Source organism: Burkholderia crassaminum, from assembly GCF_964265005.1.
GTDB lineage: Bacteria > Pseudomonadota > Gammaproteobacteria > Burkholderiales > Burkholderiaceae > Burkholderia.
Genome location: NZ_OZ183799.1, coordinates 2,054,953 through 2,075,822, shown reverse-complemented (window position 1 = coordinate 2,075,822; position 20,870 = coordinate 2,054,953). Strand labels below are relative to the sequence as shown.

Genomic DNA, 20,870 nt, shown 5'->3' with positions numbered 1-20,870 from the left:
CCCGCTCATGAAAAACGAATCCCTGCCGATCCGCGCGACGTCCGCGCAATACGGCATTTGGGTCGCGCAACAGGTCGACTCCGACGATCCGGGCTATCTGACGGCCGAGACCGTCGAACTCGACGGCGCGCTCGACGTCGCCGCACTGACCGACAGCGTCGAGGCCGTACTCGATCACGCCGACGCGCTGCACATGCAGTTCGCGTGGCAGGACGACGCGCTGTGGCAGGTGCGTCGCGCGCCGCGCACGCGGCTGCCGCTCGTCGACCTGTCGGCGCAGGCCGATCCCGTCGAGGCGGCGCATGCGTGGATGAAGGCGTCGCTGTCGATCTGCTGCGACGTAACGGCCGATCCGCTCTACCGCACGGCGTTGTTGCGGCTGTCGCCGACCCGGCACTGGTGGTATCTGCAGGTGCACCACATCGCGCTCGACGGCTTCGGCTACGGGCTGTTGCAGCAGGCCGTGGCGGCCCGCTACAGCGCGCGCGTCACCGGTGCGCCGCTGCCGCTGCTGCCTGACTGGCGGATCGATCGTGTCGTGGAGGCCGAGGCGCGTTACTGCGCCAGCAGCGGCTTCGACGCGGATCGTGCGTTCTGGCGCGCGCACCTGCGCGACGTGCCCGCGCCGCTCGAGCTCGCGCCGAAACAGGAGGTCGCCCGGGATGCGCGGCGGGCGACGTGCGTGATCGATGTCGAACGCGTGCATGCGTTGCGTGCGGCTGCCGAGCGGATCGACGTCGACTGGAATGCGTGGCTGCTTTGCGCGACCGGCCTCTGGCTCGCGAAGCAGGGCGGCCAGCGCGACCTGACGCTCGGACTGCCGGTGATGAACCGTCTCGGCACGCCGGCGCTCGGCGTGCCGTGCATGGCGATGAACATCGTGCCGCTGCGCATGCATGTCGATGCCGGGCGCTCGCCGCGCGCGCTCGCGCACGAATGCGCGGAACGCGTGCGCGCGATCCGGCCGCACCTGTACTACCGGTATGGGTGGATTCGCGGCGATCTCGGGTTGCTGGAGCGCAATGCGTTCCTGTTCAACCAGGCCGTCAACGTGATGCCGTTCGAACGGCAGGTCGCGTTCCAGGGGCTTGCGAGCAACACGCAGGCCGTGAGCGGTGGTCCGGTGAAGGACCTGAACGTGACGCTTGCCGTACGCGGCGGCGCGTGGCACCTGACGCTCGAGGCGAATCCCGACGCGTACGACGAGGCCACGGTCGTTGCGCACGCAAACGATCTTTCCGCGTGGCTCGACGCATTCGCCGCGCACGTGCCGGATGCGTCGCTCGATACGCTGCTCGACGGGATGCCCGCGCCGTCGATCGTGCGCGGCGCGCCGCTGGCCGGGCCGTACGCCGACGTGCTCGCGCGGATCGAAGGCATTGCGCGGGATGCGCCGGCGCAACCGGCGATCGAGGCGGGCGGCCGGTGCGTCGAATACCGCGCGCTGCTCGCCGATGCCGATGCGCTTGCCGAGGAACTCGACCAGCGAGGTGTCGCGCGCGCCGCACGCGTGGCGATCGCCGCGCCGCGTGCGCCCGACGTGATCGCGGCGATGCTCGCCGTGCTGAGGGTCGGTGCCACGATCGTGCCGGTCGATCCGGAGGGCCCACCGCAGCGCGTCGCGGCGATGCTGGAGGATGCCGCGCCCACGCTCGTGATCACGCGGGCGGCCTACCGTGGCTGCGCGGGTGGCCTGCCGGTGCTCGATCTCGACGCGCCGCGCACGCCGTCGCTCCGTGGCATCGCGCATGCCGCGTTCGACGCCGGGACACCGGCGTACCTGTTGTACACGTCGGGTTCGACCGGCCGGCCGAACGGCGTGCTGGTCGGGCGTGGCGCGCTGGCGCATTTCGTCGACAGCACGAGCCACCTGTATCGCATCGCCCCGGGGGACCGCGTGCTGCAGTTCGCGCCGCTGCATTTCGATGCGAGCTTCGAGGAGATTTTCGCGACGCTCTGCAACGGTGCGACGCTCGTGCTGCGCGACGATGCGATGCTCGACTCGGTCGACGCGTTTACGGCCGAGGTCGAGCGGCGCCGCATCACGGTGCTCGACCTGCCGACCGCCTACTGGCACGTGCTTGCGCACGCACTGGACGCGCGCCAGGCGCAACGCCTGGCCGGCGTGCGCCTGACGATCATCGGCGGGGAGGCCGCGCTGCCTGAGCGGATCCGGCGCTGGCATGCGCACCTGCCGGACCTGGCGCTGCTGAACACGTACGGGCCGACCGAAGCGACGATCATCGCGACGGCTGCCTGCGTGAGCGGCCCCGGCGCGGTCTGGCGCGACGGCGAACCGGTGCCGATCGGGATGCCGCGCGCGGGCGTCGACGTGCGCATCGTCGACGAACGGCTGTATCCGGTGGCCGAAGGCCGCACGGGCGAACTGGTGGTGTGCGGCGACGCGCTGGCGCTCGGCTACCCGGGCAATGCGGGGCTGACTGCCGAGCGTTTCGTCACGCTCCCCGGAGGCGCGCGTGCGTATCGGACCGGCGACCTCGCCACCGTACGTGACGGCCGGCTGGTGTTCGAAGGCCGGATCGACCACGAGGTGAAGATCAGCGGCGTGCGCATCGATCCGCGCGAGATCGAGGACTGGCTGTTGCGCACGCCCGAGGTGCGCGAAGCGGCGGTCGTCGCGTTGCGCGGCGACGCCGACGTGACGACGCTCGCTGCGTTCGTCGCCGGAGTCGACGGGTTCGACGATACGGCTGCGTTGCGCGCGCGGCTCGCCGACGCGCTGCCGGCTGCGGCGATCCCCGACGCGTGGCACGTGCTCGAACGGCTGCCGCGCAACGTCAACGGCAAGACCGATCGCAACGCGTTGCGGCAGTTGGCGGTTGCGGGCCGGATCGGCGTGGACGACGATCCGCGCGCCGACGCGCTGGAACGCCAGGTGATGCATGCGTGGCGCAGCGTGCTCGGCGGCGTCGCGCTCACGCCGGATTCGAATTTCTTCGACATCGGCGGCAAGTCGTTGCAGGCGATCCAGGCGAGCGCGAGGCTGGCAACCGCGCTCGACCGCGACGTGCCCGTGTCGATGCTGTTCCGCCACGCGACGGTCGCGGCGCTGACGGCCGCGTTGCGCACGCCGCTGCCGTACCGGCCGCGCGCGGCGCGCGACGCGTTCGCGCCGCATCTCGCGATCCAGACGGCGGGCGGGCCCGCGCAGCGGCTGATCTGCATCCATCCGGCCGACGGTCTCGCATGGAGTTACCTGCGACTTGCCGCGTACCTGCCCGACGCGACGATCGACGGGTTGCAACTGTCGGTCGACGACACCAACGATGCAGCCGATTTCGACGCGCTCGTCGGCACCTATGTGCGGCGCGTGCGGGCGCTGCAGCCGGACGGGCCGTACCACCTGCTCGGCTGGTCGCTGGGCGGCGCGCTCGCGTATGCGGTTGCGGCGGCACTCGAGCGGGCCGGCGCGACGGTCGGCGTGCTCGCGCTGATGGACAGCTATCCGTCGTCCGCGTGGACGGCGCAGTCGCAGCCGGAAACGGGCGACGCGCTGCGGATCCTGCTGACGGTCAACGGCGATTTCGACACGGCGTCGTTGTCCGACGCGCAACTGCGCCAGCGTCTGCTGCGCGCGAACAGCCCGTTTGCGGCGCTCGGCGGCGCGGGGCTCGATGCGCTGGTCGACGCGACGCTCAGGCAGATGCGCCAGTTTCGCGCGGCGTCGACGCCGCATTACGGCGGGGAGCTGCTGCTGTTCAACGCGACCCGCAAGCGGCCCGGCACGCCCGTGCCCGACAGCTGGGCCGCGCACCGGCCGGCGGCGTTGCCGACCTGCGTGGCGCTCGACTGTTCGCACGACGGGATGTCCGACCCCGAACCGATGGCGGCGATCGGCGCCGCACTGAGCGAGCGGCTTGCCGTTTGGGCCGCGATGGAAACCGATACGAGGAATCTGAATCGATGAGCAGGGAAACCGACATGACATTTCCGACGGGCGTCGCCGTCGTGACCGGCGCGGCGCGCGGGATCGGCGCAGCCGTGGTGCGCGCGCTCGCCGAACGCGGCGTCGACGTTGCCGCATTCGACGCCGATGGCGACACGCTGATGCGAGCCGGCGAGGACCGCCCGCCGGCATCCGGGCGCGTGCATCCGTTCGCGGTCGACGTGGCGGACGCGAACGCCGTACGCGCGGCAATCGAGCAGGTGGAGGCGACGATCGGTCCGATCGGCATGCTCGCGAACGTCGCCGGCGTGTTGCGGTTGGCGGCCGCGACATCGCTGACGGACGACGACTGGGCGCACTGTTTCGCGGTGAATACGCACGGCGTGTTCCACCTGTCGCGCGCGGTTGCGGCACGCATGATCGAGCGGCGCGCGGGCAGCATCGTGACCGTGGGCTCGAACGCGGCGCTCGTGCCGCGCACGCAGATGGCCGCTTATGCCGCATCGAAAGCCGCCGCGCACCAGTTCACGCGCTGCCTCGGCCTGGAGCTGGCCGGCCACGGGATTCGCTGCAACATCGTCGCGCCGGGCTCGACCGATACGCCGATGCAGCGCCAGCTCTGGCGCGGCCCCGAAGGCCCGGCGGGCGTCATCGCAGGCTCGCTCGAAACCTATCGCACGGGTATCCCGCTCGGCCGGATCGCCGCACCGGCCGATGTTGCCGACACCGTGCTGTTCCTGCTGTCCGACGCCGCCTGCCACGTGACGCTGCACACGCTGTGCGTCGACGGCGGCGCGACGCTCGGCGTGTGACGGCCCGCCCGTCTTCCGTTTCCGGAGCATCACCATGAAACATATCCCGGCCTGTGCCGAACACGGCACGGCAGGTGCATTCGCGTTGCCGCACCCCGACGAGCGGCTGCGTGTCGGCGTGCGGCTGCCCGTACCCGATGCGCTGCGCCACGCGGTGCCGGCGTCGTATGCCGCACAGGCGACCGTCGATGCGGGACGTGCACAGGTGCGCGCGATTCTCGAACGGCGCGATGCGCGCCGGATTGTCGTCGTCGGTCCGTGCTCGATCCACGATCCGGCGGCCGCGCTCGACTACGCGCGTCGCCTCGCCGGTCTGGCATACGCGGTGCGCGACGCGCTGTGCGTCGTGATGCGCGTCTATTTCGAGAAGCCGCGAACGACGGTCGGCTGGAAAGGGCTGATCAACGATCCGGGGCTCGACGGCAGTCATCGTGTCGCGGAGGGGCTGCACACCGCGCGCCGGCTGCTCGTCGACATCAACGCATTGGGGCTGCCGGTCGCGACGGAAGTGCTGGACGTGGCGACGCCGCACTACCTGTCCGATCTGGTGAGCTGGGCCGCGATCGGGGCCCGCACGACCGAGTCGCAGATTCATCGCGAGATGGCGTCGGGCCTCGCGTTGCCGGTCGGTTTCAAGAACGGCACGGACGGCCAGGTCGACATCGCAGCGCACGCGATGCTGGCCAGCATGCGGCCGCACACGTTCATCGGCATCGACGGCGCCGGCCACCCGGCGTTGCTGCACAGCGCCGGCAATCCGCACGCGCACCTCGTGCTGCGCGGCGGCCGTCACGGGCCGAACTACGATGCCGCGTCGGTGGCCGCCGCGGTCGAGACGCTGCGCGCCCAGCGCCTGACGCCGAACCTGCTGATCGACTGCTCGCATGCGAACTGCGGCAAGCAGGCCATGCGGCAACTGGCGGTGCTGGACGATGTCGTCGGGCAGATCGGCGCGGGCAATGAAGCGATCCGCTGGGTGATGCTCGAAAGCTTCATCGAGGACGGCGCGCAGCCGCTGGGCGATACGTTGCGCTACGGCTGCTCGATTACCGATCCGTGCATCGGCTGGGAGGCGACCGTGGACGCGCTGGTGCGCGCCCGTCGCCGGCTGACTGGCAATGGTGCCGATCTTCACTGATGCGCGACGTTTTACTTTCTTTCATCGGAACACCTTATGTCGACGACTTCAGCTGACTCCCTGCCCACGCCGGCCGATGCCGGCGTGTCCTTCCTGCCGCTGCTGCTCGCGAACTTCGCGATGGTGGCCGGCACCTATGCATTCGTGACGATTGCCGGTCCGATGGCGAGGCGAATGCATCTCGCGCCGCTGCACATCGGCGCAATCATCGGCATCGTCGGGCTTGTCTGGATGATCGCCGCGCCGCGCTGGGGGCGCGCGGCGGACACCCGCGGCCGGTTGCCGTCGATGCGTGCGGCAATTGGCGGCTTCGTCGCGAGTTCGCTGCTGCTGGCCGCCTATGTCGGCTGGGCGTTGCGCGCCGGCGGCAGCGCGGTGCCGCCGGTGTGGGCCGGTTTTGTCGCGCTGCTCGTCACGCGCGCGGCGATGGGGGGATGTTATGCCGGGCTGCCCGTTGCGGCCATGGCGTGGATCGCCGACCGGACGCCGGCCACGGGGCGCGCGGCCGCGATCGCGCGATTCGGCGCGGCGGGTGCGATCGGGATGGTGCTCGCGCCGCCGCTCGCGGGCTGGCTGGCCGGGTTCGACATGACGTTCGCACTGGCCGTTTTCGCGCTGCTGCCGCTCGCCGGGCTGACGGGATTGCGCCGGCTGCGCGACGACAGCGCGCATGCAATGCGGCAGGCGCCGCCCCGGCTGAAACCGACCGATCGACGCTTGCGCTTGCCGTGGTGCAGCGCGTTCGCGCTGTACAGCGCCGTGATGATCGCGAACAGCGTGCTGGGTTTCTACGTGATCGACAGCCTGCGCGTGCGGACGAGCGACGCGTCGATGGTGGTCGGCTACGCGCTCGGCAGTGCGGGTGTCGGGCTGATCGCGACACAGTCGCTGGTGGGCCGATGGCGCTCGGTCGCGCCGCTTCAATGGTTGCGCTGGGGTGCGCTGGCGGGGGGCGCAGGGTTCGTATCGGCGCTGGCGGCGCCGGCCGCCCACCCATTGCTGCTGTGCGCGAGCTACTTCGTCGCGGCGTGCGGGATGGGTGCTGCGTTTCCGGCGGTTGCGGCGCTGGCAAGCACGCGTGTCGAAGCGCACGAGCAGGCCGCGTGCGCGGGGGCGATGTCGATGGCGCAGGGGCTCAGCATGGTGGTCGCGCCGCTGGCCGGCACGATGCTGTACGAACTGCATCCGGCGATGCCGTTCGCGTCGATCGGCGCGGTGCTCGCGGGGGTATTCGTCGCGGCGTGCGGTGCGAGGCGCAGCGCGCCGGCGGGGTAATCGTTATCGCGCGCGCCGTGCGAATCCGCCGCCTACTCGCGCGGCTCGATCGGCAGCGGGCATGTGCCGACCGGCCGCAAGCGCGTACCGGTCCACTCATAGAAGTACCGGGCCGCCTTCGCGTTGCTGTCGTCGCAATCGTCGTTGAAGCAGCCCGCGACGATCAGCAGCGTACTGCCCGGCCGGAAATCGACGCGTTCCTCGTCGTTGCCCATCACGCCTGCGATGGCCTGTACGCCGGGCATCGTGTACGTCGCGCCCGTGTACTTGTCGACGATCGCGAAATTCCGGCAATCCGTTCCGCAACCCCAGGTCGCGACACGATAGTGGCCGGCAAAATTGGCCGGTTGCGTGAATTCGTCGCGAATGACGGTGCGGTAGAGGCGCGCTTCCTTGCTGGTCAGGCGGGGTGCCGCGGCCGGCTTGCGCGGCGCGCTTGCGGCGGGTGCCGGGTAGCGGTCGAACGACGGCGACGGGCATGCAGCGGCCGCCGCGGCCGTGGCCGCGCCGGCGGTGCCGGTGCCGCAACACAGCGCGGCCGATGCGCCGGCGATCAGCAGAAATCGATGGGCAAGCGTCACGCGAGCATCCTTCATGTTCGGGATTGAGATCGGGCCGGAGGGTCCGAACGGCCGGCGACGACGATTCTATGACGCTTCTCGCGCGCGGGCGACCCGGGCGGGCGATCGCGCGCGGGTGCAAAACCGGCGTTTCCGCACACGGCTCGCCGTCAAGCTTTGTCAAATTGTGGCGATATCACGATGCCTGACGTTTCAGGCCGCATGCGAAGGCTGTCATGTACGGGTTGATTGAGTATCCTTGGATTCGATTCGCGGTACTCACGCAGTCACAACCGGGAGGCTTCACATGAATGCACGTCTATACCGCGCGACCGTTGCCGGCGCGCTGATCGGATTGCTCGCGCCGTTTTCGGTGGCGCATGCGCAGCTTGGCGATGTCCTGAAGCAGGTCGGCGGCGGTGGCGATTCAGGCAGCAGCGCGGGCGGTGCGCTCGGCAACCTCGGCGGCATCGGCGGCGCATTGACGGGTGGCGGCGGTTCGTCGCTGATGCCGGGCAGCACCGGCAACGTTGCGGGCCTGCTGCAGTTCTGCATCCAGAACAACTATCTCGGCGGGGCGTCCGGCGGTGCGTCGTCGGTGAAGGACGCGCTGATGGGCAAGCTCGGCGGCAACGCGTCGTCCGACAGCGGCTATAGCAGCGGCGCGAGCGGGATCCTCGACGCCGGCAACGGCAGCAAGCTCGACCTGAGCGGCGGCGGCCTGAAGCAACAGGTGACCAAGCAGATCTGCGACAAGGTGCTGACGCAGGCGAAGTCGCTGCTGTAGGCGCAACGGCACGCCTCGCGCGTGCCGGCATCGGAGGGGGCGGTGCGCGTGCACCGTACCCCGTCAGCCATTCAGACTGTTACGTCCGGAGCGGCGGCAAAGCCATCGGATGCCGTGGCCGCGCGCACGCGGCGCCATGGACGGCTCAATCGGCCAGCCGCTTGTCGGCGAGCGCCTTGCAGCAGTCTTCGTAGACCCATTGCACGAGTTTCGCCCGATAGTCGAGATCGTCGGTATCGACGATTTCCTCGACCGCGTCGCGCGCCCACGATGCATCGACGAACCCGGCGTGCCGCTTGGCGATGTCCTGCGCGAGCGCCGCGAGCTTGGCGAGCACGAGCCAGTCGGCCTGACGGTGATGGCGGTCGAGCCAGCGATGCGCGGCCTGGACCTGGAATGTGGCGTCCGGCCACGATTCATTGAGGTAAAACGCGCCGAGATTGCCGCAGGTGAGCCAGCAAAGCAGCTCCAGGCGGTCTTGCGAGCCGAGGGTATGGGGTGCGTCGGACATGGCAGCGCTCACGAAATACGTCGATTCCGGGCGGCGCCGGTTGCAATAGGCCGGTGCCGATAATAAAAACATAGCACGATGCGGGCCCGGCCGCGCACCCGGGCGGATGCTGACATGGCGGTGGCGAAACGGATGCCATGCCGGCGCGGATGGCCGACCGCGGAGTGAGGGAGCGGCGGGAACGGAAAGTGCGGGAGCGTGAGGAACAACGCGGGAAGACGCGGCCGGAAAGCGACCGGAAAGCGGCCGCTTGCGCCGCGCAGCGGGCCCGTTGCCGGGCCCGCCGCAGCCCGGCGCGCGGGCTAGCGGATGAACGGGATCAGATCGTCGTGTGCGTGGCGCGCGCGATCGAGCGGATGCTGCGCTCGACGCGGATCAGGATGATCAGCACCGCGAGCGACACGAACGAATACAGTGCGACGAGCGCGGCGACGCCGGCGTAGCGCGCGGTCTGGCCGTTCTCGGCAGCGGTTTCTTCCGCGGCCTTCTTCTCGTTGTCGATCGCGGTCCGGCGTGCGTCGTAGCGCTCGGAGAAGTCGCGCATGACCGCCGACACGACGTCGGTGTACGCCTGCTCGCGCTCATATTCGTCGCCGTGCCCGGTGACCTTCTTCTTGACGCTGGCCGCGACGTCCGCGCGCGACAGCACCTTGTCGAGATACGCGATCTGCTGCTCGTAGTACGCGACCTCCGGATGGTCGTCGTCGCCGAGCACGCGCTGGAACGACGGCTCGTATGCGTCGCGATCGACCGCGTAGTCCGGCGACAGGGCCGCCCGGCCGTGCTTCTGCACGATGCCCGACAGTTGCGTCGACAGGCGCAGCGCGGGCGACGCGTTGTCGTCCTTGGCTGCCGTGCCGTCGGCGGCCGGCGCGGCCTTGGCGGGTGCATTTTTCTCCCACGCGAATGATGCAGGATCGACCTGGATGGCCGAATCGACCTTCGGCGGTTTCGACAGGCGCGCATCGAGTGCGATCGCGCCGAATATGACCCCGCCGATCAGGACTGCGGTCGCGAACAACAGCACGATCACGCGCAGTACCTGAAGATAGCCGCCCTCGATTTTGGTCAGGATGCTCAAGGCATTCTCCTTTCTTATGATGAATGAGGCGCCGAGGCTAAAGACCTTTCCAAAGGCTGTCAATCGTCACACCGGCCGACCGAAACGCTCGCTAGAATGTCGGCTTTCCTGGAGGCGGAAAACGATGAAAACCTACGACCAGTTCTATATCGACGGCGCATGGCGCAAACCGGCCGGCACCGGCACGATCGACGTGATCGACTCGGGCACCGAAGCCGTGATCGGCCGGATTCCGGAAGGCGTCGCGTCCGACGCGCAGGACGCGATCCGCGCGGCGCGCGCAGCCTTCGACGCGTGGGCGGCCACGCCGGCCGCGACGCGCGCGGGCTACCTGCGCAAGATCGTCGAGCATCTGCAGGCGCGCAGCGAGGAGCTCGCGCAGTCGATCACCGGCGAAGTCGGGATGCCGATCAAGCTGTCGCGCGCGATCCAGGTCGGTGGCCCGATCTACAACTGGAACGCGTACGCGAAGCTCGCCGAGTCGTTCGAGTTCGAGGCACAGGTCGGCAACTCGCTCGTCGTGCGCGAGCCGGTCGGCGTCGTCGCGGCGATCACGCCGTGGAACTATCCGCTCAACCAGGTGACGCTGAAGGTCGCACCGGCGCTCGCGGCCGGCTGCACAGTGGTCCTGAAGCCGTCCGAAGTCGCGCCGCTCAACGCGTTCATCCTTGCCGAAGCGATTCACGAAGCCGGGCTGCCGGCCGGCGTGTTCAACCTCGTGTGCGGCTACGGCCCGGTGGTCGGCGAGGTGCTGGCGACCGATCCGGACGTCGACATGGTGTCGTTTACGGGCTCGACGCGTGCCGGCAAGCGCGTGGCCGAGCTGGCGGCCGCGGGCGTCAAGCGCGTCGCGCTCGAGCTGGGCGGCAAGTCGGCATCGGTGATCCTCGACGATGCCGATTTCTCGACGGCGGTGAAGGGCACGGTCAACGCGTGCTACCTGAACGCGGGGCAGACCTGCTCGGCGCATACGCGCATGCTGGTGCCGGAAGCGCGCTACGACGAAGCGCGCGAGATTGCGAAGGCGGCGGCCGAAACCTACGTTGCCGGCGATCCGCGGCAGGATGCGACGCGCCTTGGCGCGCTTGCATCCGCCGTGCAGCAGCAGCGTGTGCAGGACTACATCCAGCGCGGGATCGACGAAGGCGCGGAACTCGTGACGGGCGGCACGGGCCTGCCGGAAGGGCTCGCGAAGGGTTTCTTCGTGAAGCCGACCGTGTTCGGCCGCGTCGATCCGAAATCGACGATCGCGCAGGAGGAAATCTTCGGGCCGGTGCTGTCGATCATCACGTATCGCGATGAAGACGAGGCCGTGCGGATCGCGAACGATTCACCGTACGGGCTCGGCGGCGCGGTATGGGCCGGCAGCGACGAACGCGCGATGGGCGTCGCGCGCCGTATCCGCACGGGGCAGGTCGACATCAACGGCGGCACGTGGAACGGCGCCGCGCCGTTCGGCGGCTACAAGCAGTCGGGGCACGGCCGTGAGAACGGCGTGTACGGGCTCGAAGAATATCTCGAGTACAAGTCGATGCAACTGAAGCCGGCGAAGCCGGCCTGAGCGCTTCGCACGACCCGAACCGGAAACGGCACGCTCGCGTGCCGTTTTTTTATTGACGGTCGTCAAGGTGCGCGGCGGTGGATCGTCGATCATCGCGGTTCCGATGTTCCGACGAGGTATCAGATGACCGTACGCACTTCCTTTCCGCCGCTGACTCTCCGCGGCCGCACCTTGCTGCCTGTCGTGCAGGGCGGCATGGGTGTCGGCATCTCCGCGCACCGGCTGGCGGGCAGCGTCGCGCGCGAAGGCGCGGTCGGCACGATCGCGAGCATCGACCTGCGTCACCATCATGCGGACCTGCTCGCGCGTTGCCGCGCGCAACCCGATCGCGCGACGCTCGAGGCCGCGAACCTCGAGGCGCTCGCGCGCGAGATCCGCCTCGCGAAGACCTACAGCGAAGGGCGCGGGATGATCGCGGTCAACGTGATGAAGGCGGTGAGCGCGCATGCGGACTACGTGCGGGTGGCGTGCGACGAGGGCGCGGATGCGATCGTGATGGGCGCGGGCCTGCCGCTCGACCTGCCCGATCTCACGCAAGGACACGATATCGCGCTGATCCCGATCCTGTCGGACAGCCGCGGGATCGCGCTCGTGCTGAAGAAGTGGATGAAGAAGGGGCGCCTGCCCGACGCGATCGTGATCGAGCACCCGGCGCATGCGGGCGGCCATCTCGGCGTCACGCAGATCGACGACATGCACGACCGTCGCTTCGATTTCGCACGCGTGCTGGACGAGACCGCACAGGTGATGGCGTCGCTCGGCCTCTCGCGCGAAACGATCCCGCTGATCGTTGCGGGCGGGATCAACAGTCACGACACGGTGCGCGCGGCGCTCGAGGCCGGCGCGAACGGCGTGCAGGTCGGCACGCCGTTCGCGGTGACGGAAGAGGGCGATGCGCATCCGCACTTCAAACGGGTGCTGGCCGACGCGACACCCGACGACATCGTCGAATTCGTCAGCGTGACGGGGCTGCCCGCACGCGCGGTGAAAACGCCGTGGCTCGATCGTTACCTGCGCAACGAGACGCGCATCCGCAACAAGCTCGGCGCGCTGAAGCAGCGCTGCCCGACCGCGCTCGAATGCCTGAGCGTATGCGGCTTGCGCGACGGCATCGAGAAGTTCGGCCATTTCTGCATCGACACACGGCTGGCGGCGGCGCTGCGCGGCGACGTCGCGAACGGGCTGTTCTTCCGCGGCCGTGAAGCGCTGCCGTTCGGCCGTGCGATCCGCAGCGTGCGCGATCTGCTCGACCTGCTGCTGACGGGCTGTGCGACCGAGCCTGCGGCAAACCGTCCCACGTTTACGCTGGCTTGACGGATATCAAGACGATGAAAAGACCCTACAGGGAGAATGGAAACCATTCTTCGGGGGTCCGTACCATGCATAAAACGATTCGAACTTGTGTCACCGCTGCCGCCGTTGCGGCCAGTTTCGTCGCGCTGCCTTCGCTGTCGCACGCGGCCTCGCCGGGCGACGGTATCAACCAGGGCGACGTCCTGGTCCGGCTGCGCGCGATCAGCATCCAGCCGAACGAACGCGCGAGCGACACGCTGGGCGCGCTCAACGTCGGCGTGAACAACGCGATCGTGCCCGAGCTCGACTTCACGTACATGATCCGCGACTACCTCGGCGTCGAACTGATTCTCGGCACGTCGCGGCATCAGCTGACGTCGAGCCTCGGCAATCTCGGCGGCGTGGGCGTGCTGCCGCCGACGCTGCTGCTGCAGTATCACTTCAACCATGCCGGCAAGGTGCGTCCGTACGTCGGTGCCGGCGTGAACTACACGTACTTCTACAACAACGGGCTCAACGTCGGCGGGGAGGGCGTGTCGATCAACAAGAGCAGCTTCGGCCCCGCGCTGCAGTTCGGCGTGGACGTGCAGGTGACGAAGAAGGTCTTCATGAACGTCGACGTGAAGAAGATCTGGATGAGCACCGATGCGACGCTCGGCGACAAGGGCATCGGCACGCTGCACATCGATCCGCTGATCGTCGGCGTGGGCGTCGGGATGAAGTTCTAGACGCGGCGGGAAAAGAACAGAAACAGAACAGAGTTGGGGTTGGCGGCATGTCGGTCGGCATGCCGCTTTTTTTTATGCGCGGCGGATTTACAGCTTGTCGTACTGGAAGCGCATCGCGGTGCCTTCGCGCTGGATGCGCTCCCATACCGCGCGCTTTTCGTCGTCGCTCAGGAACACCCAGTTCGACACTTCGGCCGCCGTGCGGCCGCAGCCCTTGCAGATTTCGTCGAAGAGGGTCGAGCACACGCCGATGCAGGGGCTGTCGGGCAGGTCGTGGAGATTGGAGGCCATCGGAGGGGTTCGCGCAGTTGAATCGTCAGGCCGTCATTTTAATGCATCGGCGCCGGACGGTCCGACGGAGCTGCCGGCATGCTGTACCGGCGTGCCGTCGTGACAGTACGGCCGCGCGATCGATGGCGCTGCGGCCAACGGCGGGCCGGCGCCGGCGACCGCAGCAGGTGCGCGAGACGTGTCGCGGGTTCGCCGGTGATACCGCAGCCTGCACGGCTGCCCGGCAGGCGACCCGCCCGCCGCACGAACGTCGTTTCGCGACCGCTTGTTTTTCCGGTGGACAGCCGCCGATTACCCGATAGAATTTCCTCCGGAATATCCTGCCGGACAGGCCGCCAGACAGGCGGGCGGCGGGAATTTGTTCCGTTTGCGCGACACCGGCATGATTTTTTTGTGACGGGGCGCGAATGATGGTAGTTTTCGGGGTTTTCGAGGGGCGGCGTGCCAGAATGCGCCGCCATGACGAGGCAGACGGCAGCCGGGCGACGTGTCCGGTCGGAGGGAGAACGGGATGAAAGCAAAGGTAGTGGGCCGGTTCGCAGCGCTCGCGCTGTGCGTGGGTGCATCGGCGGCAGCGGCGAAGGATACGCAGCTCAATGTCTATAACTGGTCGGACTACATTGCGAAGGACACGATCCCGAACTTCGAGAAGCAGTCGGGCGTCAAGGTCCGCTACGACAACTACGACAGCGACGACACGCTGCAGGCGAAGCTGCTGACGGGCAGCTCGGGCTACGACATCGTCGTGCCGACCAGCAACTACGCGGGCAAGCAGATCGCCGCCGGCATCTTCGCGCCGCTCGACAAGTCGAAGCTGCCGAACCTCAAGTACCTCGATCCGCAACTGATGGCGCTCGTCGCCGGCGCGGACCCGGGCAACAAGTTCGCGGTGCCCTGGGCATACGGCACGACCGGTCTCGCCTACAACCTGACGAAGGCGCAGCAGGCGCTCGGCAAGGTGCCGCTCGACAACTGGGACATCCTGTTCAAGCCGGAAAATATCTCGAAGCTGAAGACCTGCGGCGTGTCGGTGCTCGACGCGCCCGACCAGATGTTCGCGGCGGCGCTGCACTACATCGGAAAGGATCCGATGAGCACGAACCCGGCCGACTACAAGGCCGCGATGGAAGTGCTGAAGAAGATCCGCCCGTACATCACGCAATTCAACTCGTCGGGCTACATCAACGACCTGGTCGGCGGCGACATCTGCTTCGCGTTCGGCTGGTCGGGCGACGTCGTGATCGCGAAGCATCGTGCGATGGAAGCGAAGAAGCCGTACAAGGTCGAGTACTACATTCCGAAGGGCGGCGCGCCGGTGTGGTTCGACGTGATGGCGATCCCGAAGGACGCGAAGAACAAGGATGCCGCGCTGCAGTGGATCAACTACATCGAGGATCCGAAGGTGCACGCGGCGATCACGAACGCGGTGTATTACCCGAGCGCCAACGCCGAGGCCCGCAAGTACGTGCGGCCCGACGTCGCGAACGATCCGGCCGTCTATCCGCCGGCCGACGTCGTGAAGACGCTGTTCCTGCTCAAGCCGCTGCCGCCTGAAATCCAGCGTCTGCAGACGCGTCTGTGGACCGAGCTGAAGTCGGGCCGCTGACGCGAGCCGGCATTCCCAGCAGTCATGAAGCCCCTGGTGCCCCCGGGGGCTTTGTTCGTTCAACGCAGGAGAGAAGCAGCACATCATGAATAGCCAGTCGGGTGCGCCGGTCGTGGGCGCGCCGTCCTCCGTTTCCTCCTCCGGCGCCGATGCGCGCGCCGAGAACTTTGTCCAGATCGTCGACGTCGTCAAGAAATTCGGCGACACCGAAGCCGTGCGCAGCGTCAACCTGACCGTGCGCCAGGGCGAGCTGTTCGCGCTGCTCGGCAGCTCGGGCTGCGGCAAGTCGACCTTGCTGCGGATGCTCGCGGGCCTCGAGACGGTCACGTCGGGCAAGATCCTGATCGACGGCGAGGACCTCGCGCAGATGCCGCCGTACAAGCGGCCCGTGAACATGATGTTCCAGTCGTATGCGCTGTTCCCGCACATGTCGGTCGAGTCGAACGTCGCGTTCGGCCTCAAGCAGGAAGGCACGCCGAAGGCCGAGCTGAAGGAACGCGTGGCCACGGCGCTCGAACTCGTGCAGATGAGCAAGTATGCGAAGCGCAAGCCGCACCAGCTGTCGGGCGGCCAGCAGCAACGCGTCGCGCTTGCGCGCTCGCTGGTCAAGCGGCCGAAGCTCCTGCTGCTCGACGAGCCGATGTCCGCGCTCGACAAGCAGATCCGCCAGCGCACGCAGATCGAGCTCGTCAACATCCTGAACAAGGTCGGCGTCACCTGCATCATGGTCACGCACGACCAGGAAGAGGCGATGACGATGGCCAATCGCCTCGCGGTGATGAGCGAAGGGCAGATCGTGCAGATCGGCTCGCCGAACGAAGTGTACGAATATCCGAACAGCCGCTTCTCGGCCGAATTCATCGGCTCGACGAACCTGTTCGAAGGCTTGACCGTCGAGGACGAACCCGACCACGTGTACATCGAATCGCCGGAACTGCCGAGCCGGCTGTACGTGAGCCACGGGATCTCGGGCCCGCTCGGGATGCCGGTCACGGTGTCGGTGCGCCCCGAGCGGATCGCGCTCACGCGCAAGCCGCCAGAAGGCGCGTTCAACTGGGCGCGTGGCCGGATCAGCAACGTCGCGTACATGGGCGGCTACTCGCTGTATCACGTGAAGCTCGACGGCGGCAAGACGGTGATCGCGAACGTGTCGAGCCTCGCGATTTCGGAGCTTGAAACGCCGGCGCTCGGCGACGAGATCTACGTGCGCTGGAGCGCGACCGCGGGTGTGGTGCTGACGTCATGACCACGTTCAAGTCCCTGCTCGAGTGGCCGGTGCGGCGCTTCAACCTGACGGGCGCCACGGCGGTCGTCGCCGGCCCGTTCACGTGGCTCGTGCTGTTCTTCCTCGTGCCGTTCGTGCTGGTCGTCAAGATCAGTTTCGCGGAGCTGCAGCTCGGCATCCCGCCGTACACGGAGCTTGCGTCGTATACCGACGGCGTCGTGCACGTCGCGCTGAACCTGTCGCACTACGCGTTCCTGTTCACGGACAGCCTGTATTTCGCCACCTACGTGAACTCGGTATGGGTCGCCGCGATCACGACGCTGCTGTGCCTGCTGATCGGCTATCCGATGGCGTACTACATCGCGCGCTCGAACCCGGCGACCCGCAACCTGCTGATGATGGGCGTGATGCTGCCGTTCTGGACGTCGTTCCTGATTCGCGTGTACGCGTGGATCGGCATCCTGAAGAACAACGGGCTGCTGAACAATTTCCTGATGTGGATCGGCCTGACGCATACGCCGATCGAGCTGTATCGCACCAACTACGCGGTGTACATCGGGATGGTGTATTCGTACCTGCCGTTCCTCGTGATGCCGCTGTACGCGCACCTGGTGAAGATGGACCTGCGTCTGCTCGAAGCCGCTTACGACCTCGGTGCGAAGCCGTGGAAGGCGTTCGTGCAGATCACGCTGCCGCTGTCGAAGAACGGGATCATCGCGGGCTGCCTGCTCGTGTTCATCCCGGCGGTGGGCGAGTACGTGATTCCCGAGCTGCTCGGTGGCGCGAACACGCTGATGATCGGCCGCGTGATGTGGAATGAGTTCTTCAACAACGCAGACTGGCCGATGGCATCGGCCGTGACCTGCGCGATGGTGCTGCTGCTGCTCGTGCCGATGGCGATGTTCCAGCACTTCCAGGCGAAGGAGCAGGGAGGCCGTCGATGAAGCCGAACCGTTACCTGCAGTTCGCGGCGCTGTTTGCCGGCTTCGCGTTCCTGTACATCCCGATCATCAGCCTGATCGTCTACTCGTTCAACGAGTCGAAGCTCGTCACCGTGTGGTCGGGGTTCTCGTTCCGCTGGTACTCGGCGCTCGTCGAGGACGACGAGCTGCTGACGGCCGCGTGGCTGTCGCTGAAGATCGGCGTGCTGACCGCGTTCGCGTCGGTGTTCATCGGCACGTGGGCCGGTTTCGTGCTCGCGCGGATGGGGCGCTTTCGCGGTTTCGCGCTGTTCAGCGGGATGATCAACGCGCCGCTCGTGATTCCCGAGGTGATCCAGGGGATCTCGCTGCTGCTGCTGTTCATCGAACTGGCGAAGTGGATCGGCTGGCCGGCCGAGCGTGGCGTGTTCACGATCTGGCTTGGCCACGTGATGCTGTGCATCTCGTACGTCGCGATCATCGTGCAGTCGCGCGTGCGCGAGCTGAACCCGTCGCTGGAGGAAGCCGCGCTCGATCTCGGCGCGACGCCGCTGAAGGTGTTCTTCACGATCACGCTGCCGCTGATCTCGCAGGCACTGATCGCGGGCTGGCTGCTGTCGTTCACGCTGTCGATCGACGACCTCGTGCTGTCGGCGTTCCTGTCGGGCCCCGGCTCGACGACGTTGCCGCTCGTGGTGTTCTCGCGTGTGCGCCTCGGGCTGAACCCGGAGATGAATGCGCTCGCGACGCTGTTCATCGTCGCGGTGACGGCCGGCGTCGTGATCGCGAACTTCGTGATGCTGCGCCAGGAACGCAAGCGGATGGCGGGGTTCGCGACCTGACGGTTGCGTTGCTCGCAGCAATGAAAAACGCCTGGTGCCGACGACGAGTCGGGCCGGGCGTTTTGTTTGGCGAGACGGGCTGCGGTGGTACCAGGCCAAGGCGGGGAAGAGGCGCTGTATTTCGGCGGGCGCCACGGGAGAAAGGACTTGAAGATTTCAGAATGGCTTGGCGCGAGCCTGACTGCCGCGATCGTGGCAGGCTTGCTCATCGGTTTTTTGTCCGTCAAGGATTTCGGCGGTGTTTCGATCGTTTTTGCCGTTGCGGCTTTCGCGGTTGCATTTCCCGTGACAATGCTGCTTTCGTATCCGGTCTATTGGGTAAGCACGCTGCTTCCTCGGAAGGCGGTGTTGCCGATGCTGGTCATCGTGGGCGGCGTTGCCGGAGCGAGCGTTCTTGCGGTGCTGACGAAGGCAGCATGGTCGAACATCGCAAGGAACGGAGAAATGGCCATGCTGTACGCGGCAATCGGAACGATGTGCGCGGTTTCGGCGCAGGGGTATCTCGAGCGATCCAGAATTGCCGGCAGGCTGCGCAAATGGCTCGAATGACGGCCACACAGCGTCTGTTTCGACGATGACGGGCCGTCGCTCTGTTGGCCGGTGGTGCCCGCAATGAAAAACGCCCGGTGCCGACGAAGAGTCGGGCCGGGCGTTTTGCTTGGCGGTGCTGCGCGTCGATCGGCGCCGGTCAGTACGCGAAACTCTTGCCGGGCGTCGTCCAGACTGCCGTGGCCGCCGTGCACGGCTGAAGGCTCAACGCGCCGCCGGCGGCAGGCACCAGGCAGCGGCCCGTCGGCTGCGACACGAGCTGTGCCGAACCCGGCCCCGTGCCGGCTTTCACGAGCCATTGCTGATCCGTCGCGCCTGCCACGCAGGTACGCAGCAGCGTGCCGTTGGCCTGCGCGGTGAGGCAGTAGCTGTACTTGGTCTGCAGCGTGCCGTCGCCCGCGACGACCCACAGTTGCGGATTGAAGTGCGTGCCGCCGGACGTACGGACCGACGCGCGGGTCGGGCATGTTGCGAGTGCGGTGGGACTGCCGTCGCTCAGGCCGCTGGTCGCCGTCAGGCACGTGCCGCTCGCCTTCACGAGGCCGGCCGCCGACTGCCGCGGGCCGCCGATCAACGTGGCGACGCCGTTTTCCTCCGAGGCGTTCGCATCGCTGGCGGGACACGACTTGTTGACCGTGACCGACGGTGCCGGGACCGTCACCGCATTGCCGATCGAATCGTAAGCGCGGATGCTGAACTGCGCGTTCGTATATGCGACCGACGCACAGCTCGTCCGGCTCGAGTTCCAGTCGAAATATTCGACCCACTGGCTGATCGAGCTGACGGGCACCTGCGTCTGCTTGTTGCCGACGTAGATGCTGCCGATGTCGAAGCTGTCGCCGGTCGAGCCGGGTGTCACGTCGGTGACGTTGCTCTTGAACCAGCCGGGGCCCTGGCTCGTATCCGGCGTGATGCGGAACCGGTACGTGTGCCCGGCCAGCCAGTCGTAGCGATAGCGGCATTGCGCGCCCGCGCTGCCGTCCGTCGCCGAGCCGCTGACCGTGCAATAGCTGCCCGCGCCGATGCCGGCGCTCGCCGGGGTGCCGGGTTTTGCGGCGGTGGCGCCCCACAGGCTGAACAGGAATTGCTTGCCGACGCCTTCGCTTGCCGATACCAGTTCGGTCGACTGCAGGCCGGTGTAGCCGTTCAACGAATTGATCTGGTTCGACCAGAACACATTCGAGTTCGGGCCGGGATCCGTCTTTGGCGTGATGAACAGGTCGAGCGTGCCGACGCTGCGCACCGTCGACGGAAACCATGTGTCGCTGTAAAGGCCTGGCGTCGAACCGAGGAAGCCGGACAGCGTCGGTGCCGTGGCGGCGGATAGCGTTGCGAGCCCAGCGGCCGTGTCGGCCGCGATCGTGAAGCCGCGCGCACCCGCCGGCGGCAGCGACGCGACGGGCGGTACGTCGAGCGTGAAGCCGAGCGTGCAGGCGCCGCCGGCCGGCACCGTCATGCCCGACAGGGCGACGCGCGACGCACCGTCGTCGGCGAGCGTGCCGCCGCAGGTACTGGTGAGGCCGTTCGCGCTGAAGCCGGCGGGCATCCCGACGAAGAGCCCGGCGGCCGCGGGCGCGGTTCCGGTGTTGGCGAGCTTGAGCGTGGCCTTGTCGGTTCCGCCGACCGACGGCGACAGCGTGGCGAGCGTCAGCGCGGCGGTGTAGGCAGGGGTGGCGAACGTGGTGAGCGGTGCGAACAGCAGCGTGGCAATCGCCGCGCATCCTCGTGTGCTGATGGCCATAACAGGAATCCTTACTAGTTGTTAGATTCGATACCCGTCGCGA

Annotated in this window: 18 protein-coding genes; 13 read left to right on the top strand and 5 right to left on the bottom strand. The window is 67.6% G+C overall.

The genetic code is table 11. The features are described 5' to 3' along the window. Nucleotides 1–7 precede the first annotated feature (7 nt). The 4 genes from ACPTTF_RS09540 to ACPTTF_RS09525 are packed head-to-tail and all read left to right on the top strand — an operon-like array spanning nucleotide 8 to nucleotide 7,132. Nucleotides 8–3,928: an amino acid adenylation domain-containing protein gene (locus tag ACPTTF_RS09540; protein WP_423371028.1), complete on the top strand. Its 3,921-nt coding sequence runs from the start codon at nucleotides 8–10 to the stop codon at nucleotides 3,926–3,928. 14 nt (nucleotides 3,929–3,942) lie between these two features. Then, the gene (locus ACPTTF_RS09535) at nucleotides 3,943–4,719 is read left to right on the top strand and encodes a 2,3-dihydro-2,3-dihydroxybenzoate dehydrogenase (protein ID WP_423371027.1); all 777 of its coding nucleotides are present in this window, start codon (nucleotides 3,943–3,945) and stop codon (nucleotides 4,717–4,719) included. Between the two features lie 34 nt (nucleotides 4,720–4,753). After that, entirely contained in the window at nucleotides 4,754–5,857 is a 1,104-nt protein-coding gene (locus ACPTTF_RS09530; protein WP_423371026.1) for a 3-deoxy-7-phosphoheptulonate synthase, read from the top strand. A gap of 36 nt (nucleotides 5,858–5,893) precedes the next feature. Continuing rightward, nucleotides 5,894–7,132 (top strand): MFS transporter, encoded by a 1,239-nt coding sequence (locus ACPTTF_RS09525; protein ID WP_423371025.1) that lies wholly within the window; start codon nucleotides 5,894–5,896, stop codon nucleotides 7,130–7,132. Between the two features lie 32 nt (nucleotides 7,133–7,164). Here the strand turns inward: ACPTTF_RS09525 and ACPTTF_RS09520 are convergent, their stop codons facing one another. Beyond that, nucleotides 7,165–7,713, bottom strand: a complete 549-nt coding sequence (locus ACPTTF_RS09520) for a hypothetical protein (RefSeq protein ID WP_423371024.1) — start codon at nucleotides 7,711–7,713, stop codon at nucleotides 7,165–7,167. Nucleotides 7,714–7,999: 286 nt separating this feature from the next. On the opposite strand from ACPTTF_RS09520, the gene ACPTTF_RS09515 reads away from it, so the two are divergent. Next, nucleotides 8,000–8,479: a DUF2501 domain-containing protein gene (locus tag ACPTTF_RS09515; RefSeq protein WP_166964621.1), complete on the top strand. Its 480-nt coding sequence runs from the start codon at nucleotides 8,000–8,002 to the stop codon at nucleotides 8,477–8,479. Between the two features lie 145 nt (nucleotides 8,480–8,624). Here ACPTTF_RS09515 and ACPTTF_RS09510 read toward each other — a convergent pair whose 3' ends face one another. Then, nucleotides 8,625–8,990, bottom strand: coding sequence for a hypothetical protein (locus tag ACPTTF_RS09510; protein ID WP_166964620.1), 366 nt, complete (start codon nucleotides 8,988–8,990; stop codon nucleotides 8,625–8,627). 319 nt (nucleotides 8,991–9,309) lie between these two features. Continuing rightward, a complete protein-coding gene (locus tag ACPTTF_RS09505) occupies nucleotides 9,310–10,071 on the bottom strand; it encodes a hypothetical protein (RefSeq protein ID WP_423371023.1) in 762 nt (253 codons plus the stop codon). Between the two features lie 124 nt (nucleotides 10,072–10,195). Here ACPTTF_RS09505 and ACPTTF_RS09500 point away from each other — a divergent pair, with 124 nt between their 5' ends. From ACPTTF_RS09500 to ACPTTF_RS09490, 3 genes are all read left to right on the top strand, one after another. Next, the gene (locus tag ACPTTF_RS09500; protein ID WP_423371022.1) at nucleotides 10,196–11,632 is read left to right on the top strand and encodes an aldehyde dehydrogenase family protein; all 1,437 of its coding nucleotides are present in this window, start codon (nucleotides 10,196–10,198) and stop codon (nucleotides 11,630–11,632) included. A 123-nt stretch (nucleotides 11,633–11,755) separates the two neighbouring features. After that, the gene (locus ACPTTF_RS09495) at nucleotides 11,756–12,946 is read left to right on the top strand and encodes an NAD(P)H-dependent flavin oxidoreductase (protein ID WP_423371021.1); all 1,191 of its coding nucleotides are present in this window, start codon (nucleotides 11,756–11,758) and stop codon (nucleotides 12,944–12,946) included. Between the two features lie 65 nt (nucleotides 12,947–13,011). Continuing rightward, entirely contained in the window at nucleotides 13,012–13,653 is a 642-nt protein-coding gene (locus ACPTTF_RS09490; RefSeq protein WP_166964614.1) for an OmpW/AlkL family protein, read from the top strand. 87 nt (nucleotides 13,654–13,740) lie between these two features. Here the strand turns inward: ACPTTF_RS09490 and ACPTTF_RS09485 are convergent, their stop codons facing one another. Next, entirely contained in the window at nucleotides 13,741–13,944 is a 204-nt protein-coding gene (locus tag ACPTTF_RS09485; RefSeq protein ID WP_166964612.1) for a DUF1289 domain-containing protein, read from the bottom strand. Nucleotides 13,945–14,455: 511 nt separating this feature from the next. On the opposite strand from ACPTTF_RS09485, the gene ACPTTF_RS09480 reads away from it, so the two are divergent. From ACPTTF_RS09480 to ACPTTF_RS09460, 5 genes are all read left to right on the top strand, one after another. After that, nucleotides 14,456–15,550, top strand: a complete 1,095-nt coding sequence (locus ACPTTF_RS09480) for a polyamine ABC transporter substrate-binding protein (RefSeq protein ID WP_166964610.1) — start codon at nucleotides 14,456–14,458, stop codon at nucleotides 15,548–15,550. A gap of 85 nt (nucleotides 15,551–15,635) precedes the next feature. Next, nucleotides 15,636–16,796 carry an ABC transporter ATP-binding protein gene (locus ACPTTF_RS09475; protein ID WP_166964608.1) on the top strand — a complete coding sequence of 387 codons (1,161 nt, stop codon included), beginning with the start codon at nucleotides 15,636–15,638 and terminating at the stop codon, nucleotides 16,794–16,796. After that, a complete protein-coding gene (locus ACPTTF_RS09470) occupies nucleotides 16,793–17,719 on the top strand; it encodes an ABC transporter permease subunit (protein WP_011352199.1) in 927 nt (308 codons plus the stop codon). Before ACPTTF_RS09475 ends, ACPTTF_RS09470 begins: the two co-directional genes overlap by 4 nt. After that, on the top strand, nucleotides 17,716–18,537 hold the full coding sequence (locus ACPTTF_RS09465; protein WP_166964606.1) for an ABC transporter permease subunit: 822 nt from the start codon (nucleotides 17,716–17,718) through the stop codon (nucleotides 18,535–18,537). Before ACPTTF_RS09470 ends, ACPTTF_RS09465 begins: the two co-directional genes overlap by 4 nt. Nucleotides 18,538–18,684: 147 nt before the next feature. Then, the gene (locus ACPTTF_RS09460; RefSeq protein WP_423371020.1) at nucleotides 18,685–19,086 is read left to right on the top strand and encodes a hypothetical protein; all 402 of its coding nucleotides are present in this window, start codon (nucleotides 18,685–18,687) and stop codon (nucleotides 19,084–19,086) included. A 139-nt stretch (nucleotides 19,087–19,225) separates the two neighbouring features. Here the strand turns inward: ACPTTF_RS09460 and ACPTTF_RS09455 are convergent, their stop codons facing one another. Further along, the gene (locus tag ACPTTF_RS09455; RefSeq protein ID WP_423371019.1) at nucleotides 19,226–20,827 is read right to left on the bottom strand and encodes a DUF3472 domain-containing protein; all 1,602 of its coding nucleotides are present in this window, start codon (nucleotides 20,825–20,827) and stop codon (nucleotides 19,226–19,228) included. Nucleotides 20,828–20,870 lie beyond the last annotated feature (43 nt).

Excerpts from the sequence above, each read along its gene's own strand:
- ACPTTF_RS09475 (WP_166964608.1), top strand. The coding sequence starts at position 15,636 with ATGAATAGCCAGTCGGGTGCGCCGGTCGTGGGCGCGCCGTCCTCCGTT.
- ACPTTF_RS09525 (WP_423371025.1), top strand. The coding sequence starts at position 5,894 with ATGTCGACGACTTCAGCTGACTCCCTGCCCACGCCGGCCGATGCCGGC.
- ACPTTF_RS09530 (WP_423371026.1), top strand. The coding sequence starts at position 4,754 with ATGAAACATATCCCGGCCTGTGCCGAACACGGCACGGCAGGTGCATTC.
- ACPTTF_RS09485 (WP_166964612.1), bottom strand. The coding sequence starts at position 13,944 with ATGGCCTCCAATCTCCACGACCTGCCCGACAGCCCCTGCATCGGCGTG.
- ACPTTF_RS09480 (WP_166964610.1), top strand. The coding sequence starts at position 14,456 with ATGAAAGCAAAGGTAGTGGGCCGGTTCGCAGCGCTCGCGCTGTGCGTG.
- ACPTTF_RS09470 (WP_011352199.1), top strand. The coding sequence starts at position 16,793 with ATGACCACGTTCAAGTCCCTGCTCGAGTGGCCGGTGCGGCGCTTCAAC.
- ACPTTF_RS09515 (WP_166964621.1), top strand. The coding sequence starts at position 8,000 with ATGAATGCACGTCTATACCGCGCGACCGTTGCCGGCGCGCTGATCGGA.
- ACPTTF_RS09535 (WP_423371027.1), top strand. The coding sequence starts at position 3,943 with ATGACATTTCCGACGGGCGTCGCCGTCGTGACCGGCGCGGCGCGCGGG.
- ACPTTF_RS09510 (WP_166964620.1), bottom strand. The coding sequence starts at position 8,990 with ATGTCCGACGCACCCCATACCCTCGGCTCGCAAGACCGCCTGGAGCTG.
- ACPTTF_RS09455 (WP_423371019.1), bottom strand. The coding sequence starts at position 20,827 with ATGGCCATCAGCACACGAGGATGCGCGGCGATTGCCACGCTGCTGTTC.
- ACPTTF_RS09495 (WP_423371021.1), top strand. The coding sequence starts at position 11,756 with ATGACCGTACGCACTTCCTTTCCGCCGCTGACTCTCCGCGGCCGCACC.
- ACPTTF_RS09490 (WP_166964614.1), top strand. The coding sequence starts at position 13,012 with ATGCATAAAACGATTCGAACTTGTGTCACCGCTGCCGCCGTTGCGGCC.
- ACPTTF_RS09465 (WP_166964606.1), top strand. The coding sequence starts at position 17,716 with ATGAAGCCGAACCGTTACCTGCAGTTCGCGGCGCTGTTTGCCGGCTTC.
- ACPTTF_RS09540 (WP_423371028.1), top strand. The coding sequence starts at position 8 with ATGAAAAACGAATCCCTGCCGATCCGCGCGACGTCCGCGCAATACGGC.
- ACPTTF_RS09500 (WP_423371022.1), top strand. The coding sequence starts at position 10,196 with ATGAAAACCTACGACCAGTTCTATATCGACGGCGCATGGCGCAAACCG.